General features: G+C 55.4%; 13 protein-coding genes. 8 read left to right on the forward strand and 5 right to left on the reverse strand.

Translation table 11 applies throughout. The features are described from left to right. Positions 1 to 46 precede the first annotated feature (46 nt). The 6 genes from FRD01_RS05275 (at position 47) to cmk (ending at position 6,644) form a co-directional block, all read left to right on the forward strand. Positions 47 to 421, forward strand: a complete 375-nt coding sequence (locus tag FRD01_RS05275; protein ID WP_146958299.1) for a hypothetical protein — start codon at positions 47 to 49, stop codon at positions 419 to 421. Between the two features lie 12 nt (positions 422 to 433). Beyond that, positions 434 to 1,933, forward strand: coding sequence for a right-handed parallel beta-helix repeat-containing protein (locus FRD01_RS05280; protein WP_146958301.1), 1,500 nt, complete (start codon positions 434 to 436; stop codon positions 1,931 to 1,933). Between the two features lie 181 nt (positions 1,934 to 2,114). After that, complete coding sequence (locus FRD01_RS05285; RefSeq protein WP_146958303.1) at positions 2,115 to 3,821, forward strand: 30S ribosomal protein S1; 1,707 nt, start codon at positions 2,115 to 2,117, stop codon at positions 3,819 to 3,821. A gap of 61 nt (positions 3,822 to 3,882) precedes the next feature. Continuing rightward, a complete protein-coding gene (gene miaA / locus FRD01_RS05290; RefSeq protein ID WP_146958305.1) occupies positions 3,883 to 4,869 on the forward strand; it encodes a tRNA (adenosine(37)-N6)-dimethylallyltransferase MiaA in 987 nt (328 codons plus the stop codon). Between the two features lie 3 nt (positions 4,870 to 4,872). Beyond that, positions 4,873 to 5,985 carry a histidinol-phosphate transaminase gene (gene hisC / locus FRD01_RS05295; protein ID WP_146958307.1) on the forward strand — a complete coding sequence of 371 codons (1,113 nt, stop codon included), beginning with the start codon at positions 4,873 to 4,875 and terminating at the stop codon, positions 5,983 to 5,985. After that, the gene (gene cmk, locus FRD01_RS05300) at positions 5,982 to 6,644 is read left to right on the forward strand and encodes a (d)CMP kinase (protein ID WP_146958308.1); all 663 of its coding nucleotides are present in this window, start codon (positions 5,982 to 5,984) and stop codon (positions 6,642 to 6,644) included. Before hisC ends, cmk begins: the two co-directional genes overlap by 4 nt. Here the strand turns inward: cmk and FRD01_RS05305 are convergent. The 5 genes from FRD01_RS05305 to FRD01_RS05325 form a co-directional block, all read right to left on the reverse strand. Continuing rightward, a complete protein-coding gene (locus FRD01_RS05305; RefSeq protein ID WP_146958310.1) occupies positions 6,635 to 7,468 on the reverse strand; it encodes a CPBP family intramembrane glutamic endopeptidase in 834 nt (277 codons plus the stop codon). The two genes, cmk and FRD01_RS05305, sit on opposite strands and share 10 nt — an antisense overlap. Continuing rightward, on the reverse strand, positions 7,468 to 12,705 hold the full coding sequence (locus FRD01_RS05310; protein WP_146958311.1) for a translocation/assembly module TamB domain-containing protein: 5,238 nt from the start codon (positions 12,703 to 12,705) through the stop codon (positions 7,468 to 7,470). Before FRD01_RS05310 ends, FRD01_RS05305 begins: the two co-directional genes overlap by 1 nt. After that, a complete protein-coding gene (locus tag FRD01_RS05315; RefSeq protein WP_146958313.1) occupies positions 12,702 to 14,885 on the reverse strand; it encodes a BamA/OMP85 family outer membrane protein in 2,184 nt (727 codons plus the stop codon). Before FRD01_RS05315 ends, FRD01_RS05310 begins: the two co-directional genes overlap by 4 nt. A 3-nt stretch (positions 14,886 to 14,888) precedes the next feature. Next, positions 14,889 to 16,787 (reverse strand): DNA mismatch repair endonuclease MutL, encoded by a 1,899-nt coding sequence (gene mutL / locus FRD01_RS05320; RefSeq protein ID WP_146958315.1) that lies wholly within the window; start codon positions 16,785 to 16,787, stop codon positions 14,889 to 14,891. Between the two features lie 84 nt (positions 16,788 to 16,871). Further along, positions 16,872 to 17,666 (reverse strand): hypothetical protein, encoded by a 795-nt coding sequence (locus FRD01_RS05325; RefSeq protein ID WP_146958317.1) that lies wholly within the window; start codon positions 17,664 to 17,666, stop codon positions 16,872 to 16,874. Positions 17,667 to 17,790: 124 nt separating this feature from the next. Here FRD01_RS05325 and FRD01_RS24970 point away from each other — a divergent pair, with 124 nt between their 5' ends. Both FRD01_RS24970 and FRD01_RS05330 read left to right on the forward strand, forming a co-directional pair. After that, entirely contained in the window at positions 17,791 to 18,408 is a 618-nt protein-coding gene (locus FRD01_RS24970; RefSeq protein ID WP_430700845.1) for a choice-of-anchor V domain-containing protein, read from the forward strand. An 82-nt stretch (positions 18,409 to 18,490) separates the two neighbouring features. Beyond that, entirely contained in the window at positions 18,491 to 19,261 is a 771-nt protein-coding gene (locus tag FRD01_RS05330; RefSeq protein ID WP_146958318.1) for an MYXO-CTERM sorting domain-containing protein, read from the forward strand. Positions 19,262 to 19,305: the final 44 nt, after the last annotated feature.

A 19,305-nucleotide genomic window follows, 5' to 3' on the forward strand; every position in this document is an offset into this window, starting at 1 on the left:
TGGCACTCCAAAGTTGGCCTCAAGTGTTCCCAAGCTCGGAGGGGCTATGTTCTGGACAATTGCTGGTTTACTCTCAGGGGCCGCGCTGCACTTTGCGACTCTGATGCAAAAAAGCTCGCGCACTCAACGCGCACAATGGATGGGAATTCTATGCCTGCTTTGGCTTGCCAACGCTGCATTCGGCTCACTCTGGTTTGTGCTCATTGAGCTGGACGTCGCCCTTGCAGTCTCAACGTGGAGAGTTGTGCTACCGATATCCACATTCTTCTACTGCGGGCTGGTGGCGTCGTATCTAGCGATCAACCGCAAGGCATCGACCGACGAGGTCCCAAAGAACTCATCGTGGATGGTGGCTCTCTCTCTAATGGGATATCTGATAATCTTCGGTACATGGATGTCTCGTGTGATCCTTCACACTTAAATCGGAATCAACATGAATTTCAAAATATGCCTCTCGGCCGCAGCCGCACTCACCCTTCTCTGTCTCGACGCGAGCGCACAAACGGTAACCAATACTGAAGAACTTTTGGGCGCCATCGCAAACGCGGAACCCGGAGACACCATTGAGTTGGCGGCCGGTACGTATCGCGTGAATCAAAATATCTCGGTCAACCGGCCGGGACCCGTCACACTCACCGGTCAAGACGCCGTGATCGAGTTTGATGCCCTCGAGGGGTTTAAGGTGAGCGCGCCAGACTGGACCTTCCAAAACCTCACAATTCGCGGCGTCTGCGCCGATGATAACGATTGTGAACACGCGTTTCATATCGTGGGCGGCGCTGACAACACCACCATACGCGGGTGCGGACTTCATGATTTTAACGCGCAGATCAAGGCCAATGGCGAAGGCGAGCCGCGCCAATTTCCAGACAACGTACTCCTCGAATTCAACGAATTCTCCGACACGAGGCCTCGTCAAACCGCGAATCCCGTCACCAAGATCGACGTCGTAGGCGGGCGCGATTGGGTCATCCGACACAATATCATCCGGGATTTCGTCAAGGGCGAAGGCAACCGAATCTCCTATGGCGCGTTCCTGAAGGGAAATAGCCGCAACGGTGTTTTCGACTCCAATTTTGTGGCCTGCTCCAATGGGTTCGAAGACCCGGGCGCCGTCACAATTGGCCTCTCGCTCGGCGGCGGTGGCACATCTCCGGACTCCATTTGCGAGGACCAATCCTGTACCCCTGAACATCAGGACGGCTTGCTCCAAAACAATATCATCGCAAATTGCTCGGACGTGGGCATTTACATCAACAAGGGCGCAGGCACCTCGATTCTCAACAATACGCTTGTTGATACGAGTGGCATCGACATCCGGTTTGATTCTTCGACGGCGATTATTGCGAACAACTTCGTGGACGGTCGTGTACGGGAACGCGATTCTGGCACCATCTCAGATTCATCCAACAATATCGTTGAGATCGACCCTGGTCAGTACTTTCAAGACGCTCCAAACCTCAACTTTGGTTTGCTCTCCGCCGAGGAAGTGGTGGATCAAGGCCGCGACGAAAACGTTACTCACGATTTTTGCGGTCGCGCTCGAACGGCCCCCCTCGACATCGGCGCTCTCGAATATAGTCTCGGCGCGCCCTGCGTGATTGCGACAAACCTTGAAGACCTTCTGGATTCCAAAGTCCCGAGCCAGAACAACAACAATAATCCGAACAACCCGAACAACACCAACTCGGGAACCAACAGCTCCAACTCCAACCAAACCAACGGCACCAACGGCTCGACCGACACCAATAACGCCAACAACACCAATTCCGGTGAATCCAATAACTCGAACAACCAGGAGACCTTTGAAGATGACGTCGAGTTGGAGAACACGGGCTGCGGATGCGCGAGCACGGATGGTCCACCATGGACCATCGTGATCCTCTTGATTGGGTTTGGCCTTCTTCGCCGAAAGAGAACTCCCCTGACTTGACAACTCCTAGTTGTGCCGCTAGGTTGCGCGCTCCGCGGAGCCGGAAACCCTCAAATCGCCTTATTTCATCAGTACTTCAGGGCATTTTGAGGGATAAGTATTTAACTGGAAAGATTACGCTGCCTCATGGGGAGGGAGTGATTTTGATTTCCCTAACGTGTACCTAATTTTCGAGTAATTCATGGCAACCCAATTTCCATCTAGCGCAGACTTCGAAGCGCTCCTCGCCGAGTACCAAACCGATCAAGCTGAGGTGAAAGAAAATCAAATCACCAAAGGTAAGGTTTTGGAAGTCGGCCCCGACTACGTCCTGGTCGACATCGGATTCAAATCCGAAGGACGCATCCCAGTTAACGAATTCAAGACCGATGACGGCGTGATCGCAGTGAAAGCTGGCGAGACCATTGACGTCTACGTCGAGCAAAAAGAAGACTCAAGCGGACAGTGCTTGCTCTCGAAAGAGAAAGCAGACCGTCTCCGTGTCTGGGACGAAATCGCCAAGAAGGTGGAGAACGACGAGCTCGTTCGCGGCCGAATTACTCAGCGTGTCAAAGGCGGCCTTCAGGTCGACATCGGCGTCAAAGCATTCCTTCCTGGCAGCCAGGTCGAGCTTCGCCCAACACGCAACTTGGACCGCTACATCGGCCAAGAGTACGCGTTCAAAATCATCAAGTTCAACCAACAGCGCGGCAATATCGTCCTCAGCCGTCGCGCCCTCCTCGAGAAAGAGCGCGAGCAACTCAAGGGCAAGACCCTCGACCGCTTGCACGAAGGCGCGATCATCGAAGGTATCGTCAAGAACATCACCGATTACGGTGCGTTCGTTGACCTCGGCGGAATCGACGGCCTCCTCCATATCACTGATATGAGCTGGGGACGCGTTGCTCACCCATCCGAACTCTTCAACGTTGGCGACGAAATCAGCGTCAAAGTGCTCAAGTTCAACTCGGACACCGAGCGCGTCAGCCTTGGATACAAGCAACTCTCGCCTGATCCCTGGGAAGGCGCAAACGACCGCTACCCAGAAGGCGTTCAAGTACTTGGCCGCGTGGTCAGCTTGATCGACTACGGCGCGTTCGTGGAGCTTGAGGACGGCATCGAAGGCCTCATCCACATCTCCGAAATGAGCTGGACCAAGCGCGTCAAGCACCCATCGAAGATCGTCAACGAAAATGACATCATCGAAGTTGTGGTTCTTAGCCTCGACCCAGAGCTCAAGAAAGTCAGCCTCGGCATGAAGCAAATCGAGCCGAACCCATGGACCCTTCTCGAAGAGCGTTACCCAGTCGGTACACGCATCCTCGGAAAGATCCGCAACATCACCGATTTCGGTGTGTTCATCGGTATCGAAGACGGCATCGACGGTCTTGTCCACATCTCGGACATCTCCTGGACGCAGAAGATCAAGCACCCATCCGAAGCTTTCAAGAAAGGCGACGAAGTGGAAGCAGTGGTCCTCAACATCGACGTGGACAACGAGAGATTCTCCCTCGGTATCAAGCAGCTTGAGCCTGATCCTTGGGAACTTATTCCTCACCGTTATCCACCAGGAAAGATTGTCGACATCGTCGTTACGAAGATCACCGACTTCGGTGCCTTCGCAGAAATCGAAGACGGTGTGGAAGGTCTTATCCACATCTCCGAGCTCTCGAACGAGCGCGTCGAAGATCCAGCGAACATCGTCTCCGTAGGCGAGAACCGCAAAGCTGAAGTTATCAGCGTGGATTCGCGCGACCGCAAGATCGCTCTCTCCATCAAGAGCTTCGTGCGACGCAACGAGCGTGGCGATCTCCGCGAGTACGCGGACGAAGTCCAAGGTGGAAACCAGCTTGGTGACCTTCTCAAAGGCAAGCTCGGCGATCTTTCGAGCGAAGCTGAAGAAGATTAATCCTTAAGCTCCAGAGCTTTCAAAAAGGCGGCCGCATTTGTGGTCGCCTTTTTTTGACACTATGTCCCTACCCTCTCTGATCGTCATCGCCGGCCCCACGGGCGTCGGCAAGACACGTTTTGCCCTCGAGTTGGCTCAGGCGGCCAATGCCGAGATCATCTCGGTAGACTCACTTCAAGTCTACCGTGGTCTCGACATTGGGACCGCCAAGGCCAGCTCTGAGGAGCGAGCGGCGGTGCCTCACCACCTCATCGACATCCTGAGTCCTGATGAAGACTTCAACGTCGCTGATTTCATGGCTCAGGCCGACAAAGCCGTCGAGGATATCGTCGCGCGTGGCAAAAACATCATCGCCGCCGGTGGGACAAACCTCTACATGAGGGCCTTTGTCCATGGGCTATTTGATGCCCCGCCGCCAGATGATGGCATCCGCGCGCGCCACAAAGAACTGGCAAATTATTACGGGGTGATCTGGCTCTACAAAGAGCTCGAACGCGTGGACCCTACGCTCGCCGCTCGCATCCACCATCAAGACCTCGTGCGCATATCTCGAGGACTCGAGGTGTTTGAACAAACGGGAACACCTCTCAGCCGCCTCCAAGATGCGCATAATTTTCAAGACCCGCGGTTCCGAGCCTTTAAGCTCGCCCTGAATCGCCCCCGCCAATCTCTCTATGAGCGCATCAACACACGCGTAGACGCGATGATGCAAGGCGGACTCATGGCCGAATACGACGCGCTCATTGAGGGTGGATTTAGTCCCGACTTAAAGCCCTTGATGTCCCTCGGCTACAGGCACGCCAGATTCTTGAGAGAAGGAACATGGAGCGAGCCTGAGATGGTGTCTGAGTTACAGAAAGACACACGCCGGTTCGCCAAACAACAGCTTTCATGGCTCCGAAGTGAACCCCAAATCCAATGGGCACTTGCCCCTGAGCTTGAGGACGCTAGAATCCGTGCCCGCATGCTTGAGGATCTTTGCGCGTTCTTTGAAGGCGAAGACCCCAACCTCGATTGGGCGCAAGATCAAGACCCCTACAAGAGTTGACCAATGTCCAAACTCGTTTCCGAAAATATCTCGACCCTCAGACCCTACGAGCCCGGCAAGCCTATCGACGAGCTCGAGCGCGAACTCGGAATCTCAAATTCCATCAAGCTCGCGAGCAATGAGAACCCGCTCGGACCTAGCCCAAAAGCCGTCGAAGCCATGCAGAGTCTTTTGGCCGAAGCTCATATGTACCCCGATGGTGCCGCGTTCAGGCTGAGAGAAGCTGTCTCGAAGAAGTTCGATATCCCGATGAACGAGATCATCACCGGTAACGGCTCCAACGAGCTCCTCACGCTCGCTGCGCGAACGTTCGCGTGCCCGGGTGAAAATGCGGTCATCTCGGACTATGGTTTCGTGGCGTACAAGATTGTGTTGACGGCGGCCAACGTGCCCTTCACGAGCGTTCCCGTTCAGCCGGGCTTTGAGCAGGACCTCAATGCGCTCGCTGCCGCCTGCGACCAGAACACCAAGCTTCTCTTTCTGGCTAATCCCAACAATCCGACCGGAACCTACGTTGGAAGAAAGGCGCTCGAGAACTTCCTCAAAGAGGTACCACCTCACGTGATCGTGGTGCTGGACGAGGCCTATGTGGAATACGCGGACGCAGACGACTACACGAGCGGACTTGAGCTACGCGGGCTTCGCGAACGCCTCTTGGTCTTTCGAACCTTTAGCAAATGCTACGGCCTCGGCGGAATGCGAGTGGGCTTTGGGGTTGGACCAACGGAGCTCATCGACTACATGAACCGCATTCGCGAGCCCTTCAACGTCAATATCCTGGCCCAGGCCGCTGGCGCCGCCGCGCTCTTCGACCAAGACTTTGTAGAGCGCACCGTCAAAGCCAATGCGGAATCCATGGTGCTCTTCAAGCGCGCTTTGGAAGACATGGAGTTGAAGTACACACCTTCACAGACCAACTTCTTGTTGGTCGAGATGCCAGAGGCAGACAAACCACTTGGAGGCGCCGTCTATCAAGCGATGCTACGCCACGGCGTCATTACTCGCCCGATGGCGGGATACGGTCTGCCAAACCACCTTCGCATCACGCTGGGCACGCCAGCCCAGATGGAGCGTTGCGTCGGCGCACTCAAGGCGGCACTTGAGGAGGTCCAATGATCGTCGCCATCGATGGGCCCGCAGGGGCTGGTAAATCGACTATTGCTTCGGAAGTGGCCAAACGCCTTGGGTTCCAACTCATCGATACTGGCGCCATGTACCGCACCGTCGCGCTCAAGGCGCTGCAAGCCGGCGTGGATCTCGCGGACGCTGAAAAGCTCAGCGAGATCGCCCACCAACTTCATTTCGAGTTCGCATGGGTTGACGGGACCAACCGTATCAAGGTCAACGGCGAGCCCCTGGGCGACGCTATACGCACGGAAGAGGTCTCCAAGGCGTCGAGCATGGTCTCGACCCACGAAAGCGTCAGGGAGGCTCTCGTGGCCCTTCAGCGCCAAATGGGCAACCAGTCTGATTGTGTATTAGAAGGCAGAGATATCGGTTCGGTGGTTTTCCCAAACGCAGAAGTTAAAATTTTCCTGACGGCTTCCACCAAAGAGCGAGCACGACGACGCGCCGAACAGCTCAAGGAAAAGGGCGAAACTCCGGACGTCTCGGCGATTCAGACGGAGATCGAGAATCGCGACGCACGCGACACCCAACGAAGTGCATCACCGCTGGTCAAGACCGCCGACGCCCACGAAATAGACTCTACGTCTCACTCTCCCGAAGAAATTGTGGAGATGGTCCTCGACTTTGCGCGCAACGCTCAGAGCTGAAACCAGAATTTTCCTCGCAAAAAGAGCGAGAGAAAGTCCATGGACAACGCCACGGCCACGTGAATCATCACGCCCCCCCAAATATTGCGGGTAAACACGGAAAGTGTGCCCAACGCGAGGCCCGCAATGATGGCGCCTATCGTCTCGGGGAAAGGTTTTCCGAAGTGAATCATGCAATACGGAATGACCGATATGAACACCGCGTAGAACCCAAATCTGGGCCTCAAGGCGTGGATCAAGAACCCGCGGTAAAAGAACTCAAGACTCAAAAACTGCAGTGCGTATGCCATCTCCCATGCCAAGAACCCGCGCCAATTCTCGCCCGCCTTGGAGTAGAACGGGTACGTGTTCTGAAACTCCGGGGTGAACGCCACGGCCACCACAAATGGAAAGACGATCAGAAAGAGAATCACGTAGATCCAGGAGTGTTTGACCGTACCCTTAAGGCTCAGGCCGTGTTCGCGAAGGCTTCCCCTCAGGACCAGCTTTACGAAGAGCGCAGGGATCAGAAGATACCAAAAAAACGTTGAGCCCGCCCAGTACATGAGCCGGAAGAGCTCGGCGTATTCGCCCCTTCGAAAAATCTCTCGGAGCCCGTTTTCCGGATTCTCGGCGATGAGTCCTATGACCGGCGCCCAATGTCGGTAATCGCTTGACCCGCCATAATACTCGAGCACCGAGACACAAACGCAGGCCAGCACCAAAACGCCAGCGATCTTGAAATCGAAACGGTCACCGTTGGCCTCTTTAAACGCCAGCGTTTCTTGCTCCAGTTTCCACACCGCGGCCCTAAAGCGCTGCCACAAACCCGAAATGAATCGCATCAGAAGATATCCCAATAGAGGAAAAGTGCGCCGTTAGCCTGGTCGCCAAATCGTGACCCGACCAACCAGCTTGGGGCAAATTGGTACTCCACTCGAACTTCGTTGGTGTTCTCTCCTTCATCGGCACCGAACACGTATTCGTAGGCGAAGAAGACGTTCTTTCCAAAGTACTTGCCGACCTCAACACCGGAGATTCCCGTCTCGTCAGTGCGCAACCTGAGCATATCCACCGGATAGAACCCTTTTGCGCGTTCCTTGAGCATTCCGGAGAGAATCCCAGATGCGGCTGCAACCGCCTGTGACGCAACGCCCTCTTCCTCGCCTGCGGCGTTGGTGGGCGGCCTGTCGCTGACCAGAACGTAGATGATCTGAGACTCAGTCATCTGAGGGTCACTGCTCATGCGAAGCTCCGGGCGAAGCGCCGTTCCACTCACACGGATCACCGCTCTCGGGTCGCCAGAGGTCGCCGGCCCAACCACGTCGGTCACCGCGCGATCGAGCGCGTAGGAGGCTTCTACCTGGATCCTAGGATTTGGCGGAGATGCCCCGGTGAACGCGATGATGCCCTGATCGACTCGGAAGCTCTTGCCCAAGAACTCCACCTCACCTCTCGAAGTTTGAATCTCACCCAAAATCGTCGCACCGCTCGAATCCACATCGAGCGCCAAATCCCCGCGGAATCTCACCACAGCGTTCGGGTGTCGAAGCTGGCTTTCCGGAGCAATTGATACCTGGATCTTAGCCAGCGCTGCCCCGCCTGCCGTGAGCTTCGCCAAATCGGGAATCATCATCATGCCCGCGTCCATCTCAGCCCGCTCCAAAATCACGATATCCGAGTTTACGTCCAACGGATGCGCATTGGATTGATTATTTTGAGGAACGTCCAACACGAGGTCATTCACGGTCACATTGGCACTCGTCAACTCTTGTGTCAGGTCAGCATCCAACGCCACATTCCCGCTCACGTAGACGGGCATCGGGGTGAAGCCGGTCGTGGCCACATTGTCCAAGTTCAGGTTGATCTTGGCACCGGTGGGAATCATGTTCGCGATTGGAATTCGCCCGCTCATATCCACTGAAGAATTCGATTCTTCGATGTGCATCTCCTCTACGTCCAAGTAGTTCTTTTGCGCGGTAATCCGAAGCTTCCCGTTCTCTACGCTTCGCCCGAGAGTCGGGAAGAAAACGTTCAATCCTTCGATGGCAAACGAGCCTCGCGGCTCGATATTTTGCCACGTCCCTCCAATCGCAAAATCGGTATCCAAAGTGCCCTTCACCTGCGTCATCACTCGGTCCAAAATTCTGGCCGGAAGCAAGCCGGCGAGCGGTGTCTTCTCAGCCTTGATAGCAACCGCCAAATCGCCCTCGGCCAGCGGTGATTGCCCAGCCGCAAGGGCGAGTATATCGGTGAGAATCGGGAAATCGCCCACGACAACAGCACTTTTTTCGCCGTCGTGCGTCACCGACATATTCACCGAGGCACGGCCAAACATCGCACGCACATCGAAGTTCAAATCGCCCGTCTTTCGGTTGGCAAAGAGCGTGTCCTTGATTCCCAGAACCATATCGAATTCCGGCGACGAGAGGCTGCCTGCCACGTTCATCTCGGCCTGCATCGTGCCGCGGATACTCGCGAACGTGTAGTCCATGGCGCTGAGCTTGGCCACCGGCAGCTCGGGAATACGAAACTGCGCACGGATCGGCAAATCCTGAAGATCTTGGTCCCCAAACACATAGCGAATCGGGAACGGAACTTTCGCCTCTCCGGTAAACACTTCATCGGCATCCCACTCTAGCCTGAGCTTTGAAATTTCCAACATCTCTTCAGAAATATTGGATTCGATATCTAGCTCGATATCCCGGAATCTATCCCATCCAAACCCCGACAAACTAAACATCAGACCGGCGTTTGGCTCACCGAGTGTACCTTGCACCATCGCCTGAACTCCAATCGTCCCTTCCGCCTTTGCGTCTCTAAATTCGGAGATATTGATGCGCTGAACGTCGTACTCATTGAGCTGCATATTCAGCCGAAGGGGACTATTCAAAATCTGGGCACGCATTGCGCCAATATCCTCTCCTTTGAGCACGCGTTGAACGATCTCGGCCACAGGCAGCCCGCTGTACGCCTGAATCACCAGGCCCTCGTCGTTGCGGTCCAAAATCTCGGCTTCGAAGCGAACATCTAGACCTTCCGCGTCACTTTCCTGATAGCTCAGCTTTGACCTCAGGCGCATAGGTCCGAGGCGCAAATCCGAGCCTTGCCGAGGCATGGTCAAGGCGGCATCGGCCAGAAGAAACGAGGCTTCGATCTCAGGGCTCGACACCCGGCCCCGAATACTCACATCAGCGCTCGCCTCGCCCTCGAGTGAATACATGGTGAGCTGAGGCAAAATCTCGGAGAAAAACGAGAGATCTTGTTTTTGAAGCTTCACTCCCAGATCAAAGTTTCGATCCCAAAAAATCTCCCACTTACCTGTGGTTTCCAAACGAATCGGAACGCTTCCAGCCCCCGCTAGAATCTCGCGTTCATAGCCCTCTACTTCGAGCGTCTGAACACGTAACAACTCGTCCTCATAAGACCCCTGAATTCGGATCGTGAACGGTCCATAATCCTCCCAGTACAAATCGGTAAAAGTCAGGTCCACCAGCGCTTCGGGCTTTTTGGCGGTGCCCTTTAGACTGAACGTGCCATCAACCTGCCCCTTCACCGGCGGGAAGTCCTGAATCCCAAACTGATTGGGCAGATCTTCAATCTTAAAGCCCTGGACGCGGCCCTCTACATCTTGGTCAACACCCATATGCAAGTGGCCGTTGATTTGAATCTCCTGCTCGTCTTGCTTCAGCCGCACATTGTCGAATCTGTAGATGCCTCGTTTGGTGTCGAAACTCATGCCGTTTTCAATGACCCAGCCGTTATCTCCAGGGCTAACCGAGAGGCCATGGATCTCAAAATCATCCAGGGTTGGTGCATAGGATCCCGTCAATTCGAGCGCGATATTCTGGGGCGCGCGGCCTTCGACCTGGTTTCCGGAGACTCGAACCTCGAACTCCCTTTTTCCGGTCAACACCAGCTGCCCCACGAGGTCTGAGAACTCGTAGAGGCGTTTTTCCGGTGCTCCCACGGGAACATCCTGAGCGCTAAAATCCACCGTTCCCTTCAAATCTTGGGTAGGCCCGTCCACTTGAATGTTGGCACGCACCATGCCGAGCCTCTCCTCCTGCATTTTCAGGGATTCCGCCTCCACATCACCGCGCACCGAAATGGATTCGACCATCTGGGCTCCGGTTTTACGGGCGTTGATGGTCACCGCACCGCTCAAGTCCGCATTCGCCTTGCCAAGCGTAGCACTACCAAAATCTAGCGCGCGGTTGTTGGTCTTCACGCTGTACGAATACCGTGAATTGGCGATTTCGCGGACGTTCAGATTAAGGTTCGAGTTCGCAATTCGAATGCCGGGCCCCGAAAGACCAGCTACGTTCACACGAGCGTTGAGCCGCAGATCTTGGATAAAATCAGCCAAACTCTCAAAAGGTTTAGAAACCCGGGTATCCAAATCGAACACAGCTTCTGCCAGCCCGACCCGCATGCCCGCAGCACTCGCGCGGCGAACCCGCATATCCCCTTTCACCGAGACAGACCGCGTGTCAGGCCGTGGCGAACGAATATCGATCTTAAGGTCCCCTCGACTTTCCGGAATCACCACGTCTTCCATGGAAAACTCGCGGAGATCCCAACGGATATCGCCGGCCAAAGTCTCCACAAGTCCAATGCCCGTCTCTTCGAGATTGAGCTTGCCCACGAGGTCTAGATTGCCTTGAACCTTGGTATCCGTCTTGAAGACCTTTGAAAGTTCACCCATGGAATCCCCGGTATTCAAACTCCCCTTGATAGCCAAATCACCGGATAGGCTGTAAGCGCCCGTCAGCTCTGCCACCGCATAAGGCGAATCCAAGTTCAGCCGGGTAATCTCAACCTTTGAGTCCTTCCAGACAGCATTCACTTCACCGGAGTTAAGCCGGTAGTTATCCACCTCGACCACTCCTAGCCGCATCACCGCTTCGGCTTGAAGCGTCTGGGGGTCGAGGCCTTCGGTGTTGAAATCGAGCTCCAAATTAACGAGCGAAGTCAGGGGAATCTCAGTCAAAATCTCATCGGCCCTGAGACCGCTGACGATAAGTTTGCCTTTGGTTTTCGGCTCTCCCTCTGCCTCAGCAGCAATCCCGCTGAGCAGTACTTCGAGCGAGACCTTCCCCGCCCCGTCGGTGCTAAGCTCCAACCCAACGTCCAACGCGCTGAGAGGGCCGCTCGCCTTGAGCTTACCCTTCACGCCTTTTTTCAGATTCACAGGACTCAACCCGTCGAGCCAATCTTGCTCGCCAAGAATCTCAAAATCACCTTTTGACTCCACGACCTCGCCCTTCATGGACGCCGCTAGCCCCGTGATGCTCGCCACTCCTTCGACCTTGAGTTCTTCGAGAGTGGCGCTCAGCGATTCCGCAGCCACCACTGCGCTCAAACCTTCAATTTTCAGCTCTTTCTGAAGTACCCCTTCGACCGCAACGTTGGTGCTCAAGGACTCAAGGTCCGCAACCACACCGCCCGTGCCCAAATCGAGCTTCACCCCCGCTTTCATTGCGAGCTTGTCCAAAACTACCAGCGCACCAAGATTCGAATCTTCGCTGAACTCGGGCTTCACGCGAGTGCTCGCCGCTTCGATGGTCTGGATATCATCGCTAATAAACTCTTCGTTCACGAAGACGAGCGCCCCTTCGAGTTCGATCTCGGGTAGATTCACGTTGAATTGCGGCGGCTCCGACGGCTCCTCAGAAGGCTTCACCAATTTCGCCAGATTCAGCCCGTCCGCCCCCTGCCTCGCGTAGAGCTCAACCCCGCTGAGTTTCACGCTATCTACCGTCAGCTCACCCCCGAGGGCTCCCCAGATTGCGTAAGTGGCCTCGGCACGCACCACGCGAGCTACAATCACATCATCCGTGTCATAGAGCTCGACACCTTCAAGCTCGAGTCCGCCGAGGAGCGAGCCAGAGAGCTCGCCAATCACCAGTCTGCCGTTAAGAGAATCGCCCGCTAAATCTTGGGCCAAATCACGAATTTGGCCCTTAGCCCATGGGGTTTGGACCACCACAAACGCGAGCACCACCAACACCAAAACGCCGGCCACGAGCCCCAAGAGCCCGCGCAACACCCACCGTTTTTTTGAAGGTGTATCGCTCAAAACGAGTGTCCTATTCCGATGTAAAAACTATAGCCCGAGATACGCTCTTGAATGGGGTCCTGGTCCACGGGAAGCGCACTCCCCAACGTGCAATCTGCAATGATAGCAGGACATCTTCGGAAACGAATATCGTTCTCCAAATCCGAGATAGTGTAGGCGAAATCGGCACGAATCGGACCAATAGGCGTCAGCCAAAAAAAGCCCAGGCCCGCACCGTAGAGCATCGTGTCCACGAGCTCTGAAATCTGCACAGACCCGGTTTCATTCGCTTCCGTATCGGTAAAGAGCTGGCCTCGCGACACCGATGCCGCATCCACATAAAGAACGCCCCAGAAATCGCCAATTCCAAGCGCGTTTTTGGAGAGGCGAAGACGGCTCTCGATGGCAGCCTCCATCGAGCTCTGTGCTCCAATCGGCAAAGCTTCCCCTGCCTGCGTGTAGTAAGAAATCTGTTGGCGCCCAAAACTACGCATCGAGTCCACGCCACCCGCATAGAGCTTCTCTGGCACCGGGATCCCGGTAGCGCGTCCCACATTGTAAATTGTGGAAAGCCTGGTCCTAAACGCCAGAACCTGCGGGACCCAGAGTTCGTAAGGAAAGTAGACCTCGCCGCCAGCACTCACCTTCACAAAATCACTCTGCCCAAGCGTTAGATAATCCATAGCCTCTTGGAAACTGAGCTCCAGCATCCAACCTGAGCGCGGGTTTAGGATATTATCCCTGAAATCGAGGCGAATCCGTTGCTCCAGATACTCCAAGACGTAGTCCTCAATAAACTCGTCGGATAGGGCGAGCGAGCGGTCTACGTTGGTGATTCGGTTGAACGAGAAGTTGTAGAGAATCTCGACCGTAAGGCGCTTGAAAAACGGCCTCTCGAGACCAATCTGAAATCGCGGCGTGAAGAGATTATAACCCTCAAACACATCGCGCTCAATCTGCACGCGAGCCTTTAGATTGGTCATGCGCTCGAGGAACTGCGGACGTGTAAATCGAAGGTCACTCTTCAGAATATAACCGTCGTTCGCGCGGTCAAAAATGGTGGGCGCCCACGCCCAACCGATGGCGTTGAAGTGCTCGATTCGCCTCAATCCGCCGAAGAAATTCGGATTAGACCAATCAAATCGGGCGAGCACGGCCTGTCGGTTGACCTCGGCTTCGGCCGAAACACCCACACGTGCGGTCCAGAGCTTGTTTTCCTTTAGCCGCACCACGATTGGCACCACGGGCTCCAAGTCTTGGCGCTGCTTCGCCGTCTCAAACGCCGAATTCTGAAGGTCGCTGACACCTAAAGTTCGTTGATTTGACGTTTCCGGCTTGGCAGCCTGTGTCGCCTCACCAGGCGCACTAAAGGCTTCGAGCTCGCGCGCAGTAGCCACCTGGACCACACCAAAGACCCTCAAACCGTAGATATTCTCTTGAGTTTCCTGGAGCAGGTCTGGATTGAACTTCTGACCTTCTTCAAAGGCCAACGCGCGCTCAATGAACTCGCGGTCTACCGTATCAAGGCCCTCAATCTTCACGTCTCCAAACGTACAGATTGGCCCCACATCTACGTAGAAGTTGACTTCCACAGTCTCAGCAACGGGGTCCACCAAGACCCTGCCGCGCGTGGTCGCATACGCGTAGCCCTTGCGCTGCACCTGCAGCGAAATCTCTTCCTTCGCACGCCCGTAGGCGCTCTCGTTGAAACGGTCTCCAGGCCTAAACGTCACCACGCTGAGCAAATCTGCGGGGTCGATCTCGGCGCGGTCAATACCCTCAATATTGATTTCAGATATCTTGGCCGGCTCACCCTCTTCGATCTGAATCGTCAGGCGCACTGTCTTGGTCTTGTTGTCTTGCAAGACGTTCTTCGAGACCACCTTCGCGTTGAAGTAACCGCGAGACTTATAGAACGTCTCTATTCGCTGAAGGTCGCGCTCCCACTCCACCGAGTTAAAGTACGAACGCTCCGAACCAATAAGCGGAATCCACCCAACATCTGCACGCCAACCCGGGTCTTCCTTGGTCACCAACCCTTCCTGAAGCTCGGACAAATCGATCGCGTCAGTGCCACGGATATTCAGTTGAGCCACCAGGTAATCTGTTGCCCCAGGCATTACATAAGGTTTGCGCTCCGGCTCAGACGCACAGCCCACTAGAATCAGGGCCCACGCCCATATGAACAAGAATCTGTGCAACACTTAGCGCCTATCGAAGCTCGCTTCCAATTCCATCAACGGTATGCGGTAGTACACGGGCCGGCCGTGAGGGCAATTCGCCTTAAAATCAATCTCATCCATCTGCACCAAAAGTGCTTCCATCTCCGCTATACTCAAGTCCGTGGGACCACGCACCACCGAATGGCAAGCCATGCGTGATAATACGGACTCCATAGCCTCTTCTACGCGTGCACTTCGGCCTTGGTCCGCAAAATCATCGATGGCATCGCGAATCATTGCCTCATGCTTGGCCTTCTGAAGCACTGCCGGAACCGTCTTGAGCACAAATGAATTCCCTCCGAAGGGCTCAATCTCAAAACCAGCCTGCTCAAAGAACTCGAGCTGGTCCTCCAAAGTTTGAGAGCGAAGCGCGTCCAACTCAATGCGTTGCGGAAAGAGCAGAGGCTGCACGTCCTTCAAATCATCTCTAAAGACCGCTTTGAGCCGCTCAAAACCTATGCGTTCGTGCGCGGCGTGCTGATCGATAATCACCATGCCGGTGGCGTCTTCGCACACGATGTACATGCGTTTGAACTGGCCCACGACCCGGAGCGACGAGAAGTAGTTCTGCGCCCCTACCGCATCCATGGTCTCATGACTCACGCGCGGTGGCTCACTCAACGGGCTTGCGCCGCGCACCCCAAACCCTTGTTGCAGGTCCGGCGACTTGGGCCGCTCAAAAAACGGTGAGAGAACGCCTGGGTTTCGATGAACATTGGGCTTAAGCGCTGACTCAAATCGATGCCTCGCGTTCAACGGCTCAAAACTCGCCATTTCTGGAGACACGAGCTCAGGCGTTTTGTCCCGATCGACCTTGCGCAACGAGTAGACCTTTGCCGGCCGCTCCTCAAGCCATGGTGCGGCCGCAAGCTGGTCGGCGATCGCGTGGTACACAGCGCGGAAAACGGAGTTCGTGTCGTGAAAACGCACTTCTGTTTTGGCCGGATGAACGTTCACATCCACCAATTCAAAAGGCACGTCCAGATACAAAACCACGGAGGGCCACCGCCCCTTCTCCACAAACGTGCCGTACGCCTGACGAATCGCCGCGCGCACCGTGGAATCGCTCACAAATCGCCCGTTCACAAACGTGTACATATTGCCAGCGCTTCGCTGATTATGGCCGGGCTTAGACATGTAGCCGCGCGCCACAATCCCGTTCACCGGCGGAAACTCCGCCGTCTCCACAAGATCGTCATAAACATCGCGCCCCATCACGCTCAAGATGCGGTCGCGCAGGTCCTCAACCGGCGGAAGGTCAAGCACCACCTTGCCATCTTTCTTCAGCAGAATTCGGACGTCAGGCCTTGAAAACCCAACGCGAATGAGGGTCTCGGTAATATGCCGAGACTCGGTGCCACTCGTCTTCAAGAACTTCAGCCGTGCGGGTGTGTTGAAGAAGAGGTCCTCCACCATGATCTCGGTTCCAGCGGCAATCCCGGCCTCTTCAATCTCCTTCAAGAGCCCACCCACCACCAAGACCCGCGTCCCCGAAACCTCGCCGTGAGGCTTCGTTTTAATCTCTAGCCGTGAGACCGACCCTATCGAAGGCACGGCCTCACCGCGAAACCCCAGCGTCCCGATCCGAAACAAATCCTCGACTTGCGAAATCTTGCTTGTGGCGTGGCGCTCAAGGGCCCTCAAGAGGTCGTCCTTTCGCATCCCGCAACCGTCATCCACCACACGAATGCGCTTTTGGCCACCGTCCACAATCTCGACTTCGAGACGCTGTGCGCCCGCATCGAGACTGTTCTCCACCAGCTCCTTCACCACCGACGCTGGCCGCTCCACCACCTCACCCGCCGCGATCTGGTTCGCGAGTTCCGGCGAGAGTACGCAAACGGTTTGGGGTTGCGGTTGTTCCCTAGAGCTGGCCTTCACATCTCCTCCTTAACTTGGACGGCAAAAAAGGCGTCGACAAGGAGGCAATTTGTACTTGAGTCAGCGGATTTTTACCAGCCAAGCCTAGTCGGAATCCGTGTCCGTCGCATTGGTAGCCGGTTCGGTGGAACCAAAGCACATTCCAGCGTAGGCATAGGGCGCCGATTCCCAGACCGAATCCATCTTTTCCGCCCTTGCAATCGCTACGGTCGAGAGCTCGGTTGGGCACGCCAGAACTGCCTCACCAAGCTCGGCCCTGGTCAGGCCGGCCAAGCCAACCGGTGCCGGCTCCTGACAATAGGTGCGCTCGGTGGTTACAAGGCGACCATCCTCGCCATCAGCAAAAAGGATACCTCCGAGAAGACCCCACATATCTCCTGTGGGAGATTGATAGAGTGCGGCACCGATATGATCCCCTGCCTTCAGCCCCGGCGACGACGTGGTCCATTCTATTTCCTCGCTACGAGGCGCAAAAAATGGCCTCGGTTCCCACTCATCGAGCTGATGATGACCCACGCGGATGGTGACAGTATCTCCAGGACTGCCGTGGTAGACCTCCTCAACGCTGAGCACCAACTCCAACGCCCCATTCACGGGACCGTCGCACTCATTGACGATTTGAGAGTTGTCAGTTGCCACCACGGCAGGAAACGCCGCCATTTTCACCTCCAAAAGACGACCCCACACCACGGTATCCGCACTTCCTAACCAGTCACAAAGAGAAGGGGCATCCGGCTGCCCCTCACAACTTATTACATCCGCACCCGCCGGCAATTCTGTCGGTTTAGCCTCATCTTTGTTCTCAGGCAGTCCTAACTTCTCGGCGCATCCAAACACCAAGAGCAAAAACCATCCAAAAACCAACATCTTCTTATTCATAACGTCTCCCCAGAAAAGTCACATCTTCGGCTACAAATGCGCACTCTAGATAAGACACCATTTCATCGCAAATCTTGACGTCTTGGGGCGAATCACACCCCATTCTTGGTCTGTATGCACCAAAATGTTGAAAGCGGAATCTCTACCAAGTACATGGCAAAGCTCAGTTTTCATTCCACGACCTGCGATCTTTCTCCTTGGAGTTTTTGTGCTTAAATGGCTCACTTTTTTGCTTCTACTTCCGCTGCCAGTACTCGCCTCATCTGGCGGCTATCCCTTTGCAAACTGCGGCGGTTGCCACTCGGGTGGCGCGGGTACAACCGTTCCTACAATAACCTTTGAACAAGAAGTCTACGTGGGGTTGCCAACCACAGTTTCCGTGACGGTCGCCAACGCAGTTCAATCCCACGCAGGCTTTTCCCTCAGGCTTACGGGCGGGGAATTTCCCACCGCGCCAGGAGCAGGTGTCAGGAGATTCAACGCGACGGACGTGTCACACAGCACGCCAGCGACCTTGCCACGAACTTGGACGATGACGTGGACGCCGACCGCCGCGGGAAACGCGAACTATTCCATTTGGGGAAATGCGGTCAATCGAAACGGAAGCAGCAGCGGAGATACGGTTAACCCGGTTCTTGTAACGGGCTCAAAGACCGTATCGCTCAGACCAGAAGGCTTCGCGTGCAACTCAATGTGCCAGCAACTCGTGTGTAGACAGCATCTGCTGCGATTCTGCATGTGATTCAGCGTGCGAAGAATGCAGCACAGGTCAATGTACGGCCATTGCCGCCGAACCCGTTGCCGGCCCCACTACGTGCTGCCAGGTGGGCTTTCGTTGGAACGGCATGCAATGCGAGGACATCGACGAGTGTGCCGCGGGCACAGACACCTGTTTTTCCGGCGAGCCTGGCGCCGCAACATGTATCAACACCGCCGGTGGATTCGCGTGTGAATGCCCTGATGGCTTCAGCGGGGACGGCCAAGAGGCCGGCACGCAATGTGCCGAGAACTGCGGTAACGGGTCACTTGATGAAGGCGAGCAATGTGATGCAGGCGCCTTGAACGGTGTAGCGGGTACGTGCTGTTCGGCGACATGCCAGAACATTCCAGACTGTTGCACTCAAGACGCCCAGTGTGCCGACGACAACGCGTGTACCGCCAATACGTGCAACGTGGCAACGGGCGCATGCGAGGCCGAGCTCTTGGAAGGGTGCTGTCTGACCGACGCCGAGTGCGCTGCCCCCGACCAATGCTCAATCGCCACTTGTGAGGCGAATACGTGCGTTACCGCCCCTCTTGCCGATTGTTGTCTTGAAGATTCCGAGTGTGATGATGCCGACCCGTGCACCACAAACACCTGTGCCGATGCCGTATGTGTTTCAGAGCCCATCGAAGGGTGTGAGATGCCCGACGAAGATATGGGAAACATGCCTGATATGGGAGTCGTCGACCAACCTGACATGGACCAAGCCGATATGGATGAGGGTTGTGGATGTGCATCAGCCAACGCACCATCCAACGGAATTTTGGCCCTGCTGCTCCTCGGTCTTGTCATAATTCGCAGACGCGGTAGAAAAAAACGCAGTACATATTGAATCTTTGGGACCACTATACGTCCGACGAGCCCACATTAATGGAG

Origin of the sequence: Microvenator marinus (assembly GCF_007993755.1) — a bacterium.
GTDB lineage: Bacteria > Myxococcota_A > Bradymonadia > Bradymonadales > Bradymonadaceae > Allomicrovenator > Allomicrovenator marinus.

Excerpts from the sequence above, each read along its gene's own strand:
- FRD01_RS05275 (WP_146958299.1), top strand. The coding sequence starts at position 47 with ATGTTCTGGACAATTGCTGGTTTACTCTCAGGGGCCGCGCTGCACTTT.
- FRD01_RS05280 (WP_146958301.1), top strand. The coding sequence starts at position 434 with ATGAATTTCAAAATATGCCTCTCGGCCGCAGCCGCACTCACCCTTCTC.
- FRD01_RS05285 (WP_146958303.1), top strand. The coding sequence starts at position 2,115 with ATGGCAACCCAATTTCCATCTAGCGCAGACTTCGAAGCGCTCCTCGCC.
- miaA (WP_146958305.1), top strand. The coding sequence starts at position 3,883 with ATGTCCCTACCCTCTCTGATCGTCATCGCCGGCCCCACGGGCGTCGGC.
- hisC (WP_146958307.1), top strand. The coding sequence starts at position 4,873 with ATGTCCAAACTCGTTTCCGAAAATATCTCGACCCTCAGACCCTACGAG.
- cmk (WP_146958308.1), top strand. The coding sequence starts at position 5,982 with ATGATCGTCGCCATCGATGGGCCCGCAGGGGCTGGTAAATCGACTATT.
- FRD01_RS05305 (WP_146958310.1), bottom strand. The coding sequence starts at position 7,468 with ATGCGATTCATTTCGGGTTTGTGGCAGCGCTTTAGGGCCGCGGTGTGG.
- FRD01_RS05325 (WP_146958317.1), bottom strand. The coding sequence starts at position 17,666 with ATGAATAAGAAGATGTTGGTTTTTGGATGGTTTTTGCTCTTGGTGTTT.
- FRD01_RS24970 (WP_430700845.1), top strand. The coding sequence starts at position 17,791 with ATGTTGAAAGCGGAATCTCTACCAAGTACATGGCAAAGCTCAGTTTTC.